At 34.6% G+C, this 6884-nt stretch carries 9 protein-coding genes; all 9 read left to right on the forward strand.

Annotated elements, in window-relative coordinates; genetic code table 11:
* The first annotated feature begins 136 nt into the window (after window positions 1-136).
* The 9 genes from EJN67_RS13550 (at window position 137) to EJN67_RS13590 (ending at window position 6734) form a co-directional block, all read left to right on the forward strand.
* Window positions 137-538 carry an arsenate reductase ArsC gene (locus tag EJN67_RS13550; RefSeq protein ID WP_014253542.1) on the forward strand — a complete coding sequence of 134 codons (402 nt, stop codon included), beginning with the start codon at window positions 137-139 and terminating at the stop codon, window positions 536-538.
* 107 nt (window positions 539-645) lie between these two features.
* On the forward strand, window positions 646-1662 hold the full coding sequence (locus tag EJN67_RS13555) for a permease (RefSeq protein ID WP_129724974.1): 1017 nt from the start codon (window positions 646-648) through the stop codon (window positions 1660-1662).
* A gap of 123 nt (window positions 1663-1785) precedes the next feature.
* A complete protein-coding gene (locus tag EJN67_RS13560; RefSeq protein ID WP_014253606.1) occupies window positions 1786-2013 on the forward strand; it encodes a thioredoxin family protein in 228 nt (75 codons plus the stop codon).
* Window positions 2014-2030: 17 nt separating this feature from the next.
* Complete coding sequence (locus tag EJN67_RS13565) at window positions 2031-2594, forward strand: DUF2703 domain-containing protein (protein ID WP_014253607.1); 564 nt, start codon at window positions 2031-2033, stop codon at window positions 2592-2594.
* Between the two features lie 408 nt (window positions 2595-3002).
* Window positions 3003-4148 (forward strand): AlbA family DNA-binding domain-containing protein, encoded by a 1146-nt coding sequence (locus EJN67_RS13570; protein ID WP_129724975.1) that lies wholly within the window; start codon window positions 3003-3005, stop codon window positions 4146-4148.
* 137 nt (window positions 4149-4285) lie between these two features.
* Window positions 4286-4600, forward strand: a complete 315-nt coding sequence (locus tag EJN67_RS13575; RefSeq protein WP_034844800.1) for a hypothetical protein — start codon at window positions 4286-4288, stop codon at window positions 4598-4600.
* 74 nt (window positions 4601-4674) lie between these two features.
* Window positions 4675-5415 carry a class I SAM-dependent methyltransferase gene (locus EJN67_RS13580; RefSeq protein ID WP_014253610.1) on the forward strand — a complete coding sequence of 247 codons (741 nt, stop codon included), beginning with the start codon at window positions 4675-4677 and terminating at the stop codon, window positions 5413-5415.
* Between the two features lie 31 nt (window positions 5416-5446).
* Window positions 5447-6280: a nucleotidyltransferase domain-containing protein gene (locus tag EJN67_RS13585; RefSeq protein WP_129724976.1), complete on the forward strand. Its 834-nt coding sequence runs from the start codon at window positions 5447-5449 to the stop codon at window positions 6278-6280.
* A 67-nt stretch (window positions 6281-6347) separates the two neighbouring features.
* Window positions 6348-6734: a VOC family protein gene (locus tag EJN67_RS13590; protein WP_068556432.1), complete on the forward strand. Its 387-nt coding sequence runs from the start codon at window positions 6348-6350 to the stop codon at window positions 6732-6734.
* Window positions 6735-6884 lie beyond the last annotated feature (150 nt).

Here is a 6884-nt window from a genome sequence, read left to right on the forward strand (position 1 = left end):
TAGGTTACCCTGTTATGCCCATATTATTACATTAATGTATGTACTATCCATATAGCTTCTTTTTTACAAGTCAAAATGCTGAGAACAATAGAGATATTAAGAGATAATTAAAGATTATAGAGGAAGGTGGTATCGAATGAAAAAGAAGGTTGCATTTGTGTGTGTCCACAACTCTTGTCGTTCTCAAATGGCAGAAGGTTGGGCAAAGAAAATGGGAAGTGACGTATTGGAAGCATACTCGGCAGGGACAGAAAATTACCCTGAAGTAAAACCACTGGCAGTACAGGTAATGGAAGAAGCAGGAGTGGATATGAGCGGCCATTATCCGAAACTATTAAGCGATATTCCAGCGGAAGTAGATATTTTAATAACGATGGGATGTAATGTAGAATGCCCTTATATACCATGCCAACATAGAGAAGATTGGGGACTTAGTGACCCGTCAGGCGGACCAATAGAAGATTACAGAAGAACAAGAGATATAATTAAGGAAAAAGTCGAGGATTTAGTACAGAGAGTAAAGAACAATCAGATTTGATAAGCGTAATGTAATTAGTAAAATAAGAAAAGCGCAGTGAAGTTGAAAAGTGTAAACATGTTGGAAAATATCATTAAGTGTGCAAGGGGTAAGGGGGATGTTTTCATATGAACATATTAGCCATGATATTCGGTTGGTTAAACGACCAACTGTTAAAAATGAGATGGCTTTCAGAACTGGTAAGACTTCTTGTGGAGAAAGTATTTGGTTTGTCTGTTAGCGAAAGAATAGGTGGAAGTATTCACTTTTTTATATATGATACAATAAAAATATTTATATTATTATCACTATTAATATTTGTCATATCCTATATCCAGAGTTATTTTCCGCCAGAGAGGACAAAGAAGATTCTCGGAAAGATAAAAGGCATTAAAGGGAATATACTTGGGGCACTGCTTGGTACGATAACTCCCTTTTGCAGTTGCTCCAGTATACCAATTTTTATAGGTTTTACTTCGGCTGGATTGCCTTTAGGCATAACCTTTTCTTTCTTAATATCTTCGCCAATGGTAGATTTGGCGTCATTAATGTTGTTAATTTCATTTTTCGGTCTTAAAATTGCCATAGCCTATGTTGTAGTAGGCTTAATTTTGGCAGTTATTGGAGGAACTTTAATAGAAAAGTTTGGACTTGAAAAATATGTAGAAGGATATGTAAGGGAAATCGAAAATGTTGATGCAGAAGTGCCTGAAATGACCCGCAGGGAAAGAATATCATATTCAAAGGAGCAGGTCAGAGATATTATCAAAAGGGTTTGGCTATATGTATTAATCGGTGTAGGCATAGGGGCGGCCATTCATAATTGGCTTCCCCAGTCAATCATAGAAAATATAATTGGAAATAACAACTCATTTGCAGTGTTGCTTGCTACTATAGTGGGTATTCCAATGTATGCTGATATATTCGGTACTCTTCCAATAGCCGAAGCGTTATTTGCAAAAGGAGTGGACGTAGGGACTATAGTGTCATTTATGATGGCAGTAACAGCCCTGTCTCTGCCTTCCATAATTATGCTCAGCAAGGTAGTAAAGCCTAAACTTTTAGCAATCTTTGTATCCATCGTATCAGCAGGGATTATTATTATTGGATACTTATTTAATGCTTTTTCATATATTTTTGTGTAAAGCAGAGATTCATTCTGAAATGATGAGTCTTGTAAAATGCACAGGATGTGAAATCTGTGCAAAAGAAAATTGTGGAATGACGATAATAACGGAAAAAATATTGATTGATGAGGAGGATTTATTATGGTAATCAAAGTTTTAGGTTCAGGATGTTGTAATTGCAAAAAATTAGAGGCTAATGTCAGAGAGGCTGTAAAGGAACTGGGACTTAAAGCCACTATTGAAAAAGTAGAGGATTTTAAGGACATTATGGCATATGGTGTAATGAGAACACCTGCACTTGTAGTAGATGAACAGGTAAAGATTATGGGAAGAGTTCCGTCGGTAGAGGATATTAAAAAATATTTATAAAGAAGGAGGCTTTTATTATGGGATGTTGCGAAACTCAAAGAAACAATACCTGCTGCAGTACGAGTTGTGGGTGTGAAGAACAAAATTATGAAGCAGAAAAGAAAAAAATAATAATTGATTTTATGTATTTGGATTTAAGTATATGTACAAGATGCCAGGGCACGGAGGACAGTATTGAAGAAGCAATTGAGGATGTTGCTAAAGTGCTTGAATTAGCAGGCGCAGAAGTTGTTGTAAATAAAATTCATATTGATAGTAAAGAAAAGGCCATACAGTATAGATTTGAGAGTTCACCTACTATCCGTATTAATGGGAAGGATATACAACTGGAAATGAGAGAGTCACTTTGTGAATCATGTGGCGATTTGTGCGGGGATGAAGTGGACTGTCGTGTATGGGTGTATAGAGGTAAAGAATACAATGTTCCTCCTAAAGCAATGATAATAGATGCCATCCTTCGTGAAGTATATAGTGATAAAAAAGCACAGTTGAATGATAGAGTTGGTAAGGAAGCATATCAATTGCCGGAAAATTTGCGGCGGTTTTTTGAGTCGATTGAGAAAAACAAGAAATGTGAATAAATGATAGGTGTAAAATACAAATAAACTCCACTCCATAATAATAAATTTCGCTCTATAAAAATAAAGTTCGTTCCAAAATCCCGTAGTAGATGTAGGAGAAATTTTCGTTTGCTGCGGGATTTGCTTTTTACATGGGAAAGGGCTAAGGTTTTACCCATATTTCTTGATACAAGAATAAGAATAGAATATGTAAAATTCAAGGGAAGTGTGGCTAAAGGAAAAGAAATCAGAGCATTATTAACTTTTTATAAGAACTTGGCATGTTTTTTCTGTTTCTAAAAAGATATGGTAAAGGAATTTAGAAACAGAAAAGGTCCTTTTATGAAGGATAAAGTTGTATTAAAATGAAAATGAAGCGGTTATTCTTAAGTGGATTTTTTAATTAATAGATTTGGAGAGGAGGCTTATATGAATTATACAAGTCTTGAATCAAAAATAAAAAACTTAATTGATAGAAAATCAGAAGGGGAATATTGGGATTTTAAACAAGAATGGCATAAAGATAATGAAAGATTATTACATGATATCCTTTGTTTTGCAAATACGGTACATGATAAGGACAGTTATTTAATAATTGGTGTATCAGATACAGGTGAAATAGTTGGTGTAGGTGAGGAAAACAGAAGAAAACAAGTCGATATACTTGACTTGCTCTCAAATACAGTTTTTGCTGGTGATAATATTCCTGAAGTTCGTTTGGATACAATAGAAATTGAAGGAAAAGAGATTGATATCTTAACTATATTTAACTCTTATACCGTACCTTACTACCTAAAGGCCAAGTGCAAAAGATATAATAATATTAGAGAGGGTTACATATATACAAGAGTCGGGGATAGAAATACTCCAATAAACCAAAATGCAAGTATACAACAAATAGAAATGCTTTGGAAGAAAAGATTTGGATTAACACAACCTCCATTAGTACAGATAGCCAATAGATTGGAGAATAAATTAGAATGGGCACAGAATGAAGATGCTTACTATAATATCTATAAACCTGAATTTAAGTTAGAAGCAGAATATGATGAAGATGATAGGAATATAGGTGAATTCTATGTATATTCTCAAACTAATTCACGATTCATGTATAAAAATCTAAAGATAATGTGTAGTGAAACTGTATTAAAAGAGTTTCAATTAGTTGTGCTGGATAGTGGGAGGTATGAAACGCCTATACCCAGATGGGGGTTTGCAGGCTATGATGAATGGAGACATAACCATAAATTCACATATAAATATTTTTTAAAGGATACTATTGATTATAAGTTACAGCAGTTTCTATTTGATACAGAGAATGAAGAAGAAGTATATGCAAAGCGAAGATTTGATGAGGTCGTTTTATACTATGAAAATGAGGAAGAGAAAATAGCATTCGAATTTTATGTTGAAAATAAACAAAGCCTAATTGAATCATATATAGTCGAAGCCGATAAAAAATTTTATGAAATTAATACTAATAACGAACTGGAAGCCAAGGAATGTAAGCGAAGGCTGTCAACGGGTTTGGCGTTAAATAGAGCATTACAAGAGTTTAGAGCATTATATAAATAAAGTATTATTTATTGATAGAGTCTTCTATGATAACTGAGGGGAACTGTATTTGGAACAATTGTAAATAAAGGGTTATAGATAAATATGAATTTGTTGAGAATAAATTGTACAAATTTTTCATGTAAGGAGGATATGTTATGATTGGTTTGCTTAATCTTGGTAGCCTAGTGCTTGGAGTAGTTGCCTGGATACTTCCTGTTGTCAATCTTATGCGATATAAGAATCAGGGCAACAGAAATTGGGCTTTTCTTTCTATTATGAGCATCAGCGCTTGTGCTATTTCACTATGTTTACAGATTCTTTATGGCTACCATCTAGTAAAGATTGAGGACTGGTCTGCTCTTATGGACACTACTGGTGCTGCGGCGTTTGCCGCTATTATTCTTCTCACTGTTACTATCATATTAAATGCAATTACTCTGATTGCATATCGAGACAAAACGTCAAAGTAGGAGGATAGGGTGTTTTTGTTTGCATATAACTTGAAATGAAAAGAAGAACAAATAGATAGAAAGGGAAATTTATAATGAAACAAAACAAATACGATGATGACACCTTTTTTAATAAATATAGTAATATGGATAGGTCGAAAAATGGTCTTGAAGGTGCGGGGGAGTGGCATGAACTGAAAAATATGCTGCCTGACTTCAAAGATAAAAGGGTTTTGGATTTAGGCTGCGGGTTTGGATGGCATTGTCGCTATGCTGTAGAGAACGGTGCCAGGTCAGTAATTGGAATTGATATTTCACAAAAAATGTTAAGTGAAGCAAAGAGTAAAACAAAGTGTGGAAATATCGAGTATATCTGTATGCCAATAGAAGACATAGATTTTCCTGAAGAATCCTTTGATGTTGTTATCAGTTCCCTGGCGCTTCACTATATTAAATCCTTTGAGGATGTTTTAGATAGAGTATATAAATGCCTTTCAAGGGGTGGAGATTTTATATTTTCTGTAGAGCATCCCATTTTTACTGCCCAAGGCCCTCAGGATTGGTATTATGATGATAAGGGCAATATTCTGCATTGGCCAGTTGACCATTATTTCACAGAAGGCATTCGCAATGCTAAATTTCTAGGTGAGGAAGTTATTAAATATCATCGGACACTTACTACATACTTAAACAGTCTCATAAAAATAGGCTTTGAAATAACAGGTGTTGTCGAACCAAAGCCTGCAGAAAATATGCTCAACACAGTACCTGGGATGCGGGATGAACTGCGCCGGCCGATGATGCTGCTTGTGTCAGCAAGAAAGAAGTTATATTAGAACAAAATGAAGGCGGAGGTGGAGTGCTGCGATGGTAGAAAATATTTTGAATCAAATCACCAGAGAATTGGAAGGCATACCAGGCATTATAGGTATAGTTTTAGGAGGCTCAAGAGCAAGAGGTACCAATCATGAAAAGTCCGACATAGATATCGGAATATACTATGACGAAACAGAGGGCTTTGATATCAGAGAATTAGGCAAGGTTGCTTCAAAACTAGATGATGAGCATAGAGAAAATTTAATTACACAAATAGGTGGATGGGGACCTTGGGTAAATGCGGGCGGATGGCTTGTTGTTAAAGGATATCATGTAGACTTTATATTACGTGACATAAAAAGGGTGTCTCAGGTTATTGATGATTGTTTGTCAGGAAAAGTATCTGCTCATTACCAAACAGGTCATCCCCATGCTTATCTTAATGTAATGTATATGGGCGAAGTTTCTGTTTGCAAAATACTTGTTGACCCTATGGGTAAAATTTCAGAGTTTAAATCCAGAACCAAGCCATATCCTCAAACTTTAAAAGATGCAATAGTTCAATATTTTATGTTTGAGGCCTCCTTTTCCTTAATGTTTGCTGAGGATAATGTCGATAAGGATGATATTTATTATGTATGTGGACATTGTTTCAGAAGTATTTCCTGCTTAAATCAAGTTTTATTTGCTTTGAATGAAGAATACTGCATTAATGAGAAAAAAGCGGTCAGGATGATTGATGGCTTTTTTATAAAGCCCAGGGATTATAAAAATAGAATAGATAAGATTATTACATTACTTTCCGCTGATAGAGATACTACAAGAGAAGGGATAAATATGCTTAAGGAACTTATTTCTGAAACAGAAATCCTTCTTGTTAAGTAATAAAATCATTTTGTATAGAACTTATATTACGAACTACAAGCGAGAAATTAAGAAGGAGAAACCTATAATGAAAGCAGAGATTAACCTTATTACAATTTGGACAGACGAAATTGACAGGATGAGAAATTTTTATAATCAAGTCCTTGGATTTAGAATTAAAAATGACCTTGGCAATTATGTTGAATTAGAAAATAATGGAGTAAGATTTGCTATATGTATGAGAAATGTTATGTATTCATATAGTGATGAGTATAGGAAAAAAGTAGTTGGTCAGGCTTTTGAATTGGCTTTTCCATGTGAAAATCCTGATGAAGTAGATGAAGCATTTGAAAAGTTGGTTACGATGGGAGCAACTCCTGTTCATCAACCTCAAAATATGCCCTGGAATCAAAGAACAGCATTATTTGCAGACCCAGATGGCAATATACATGAAATTTTTTCAGAGATTATTTAGGTCAAAACTTTCTATAGAAATATGGTTACTACTCAGGCATTCCCATTGAAGTCGCCCTGTGCTAATATGTAACCATGATCATTGACCTTCATATTATTAAAAAAGAGTAACTTTAATAAAGGGATATCGCCGATATCCCTCACTTCTAAC

The sequence above is a fragment of the Xylanivirga thermophila genome, from assembly GCF_004138105.1.
GTDB classification, from domain to species: Bacteria; Bacillota; Clostridia; order Caldicoprobacterales; family Xylanivirgaceae; genus Xylanivirga; species Xylanivirga thermophila.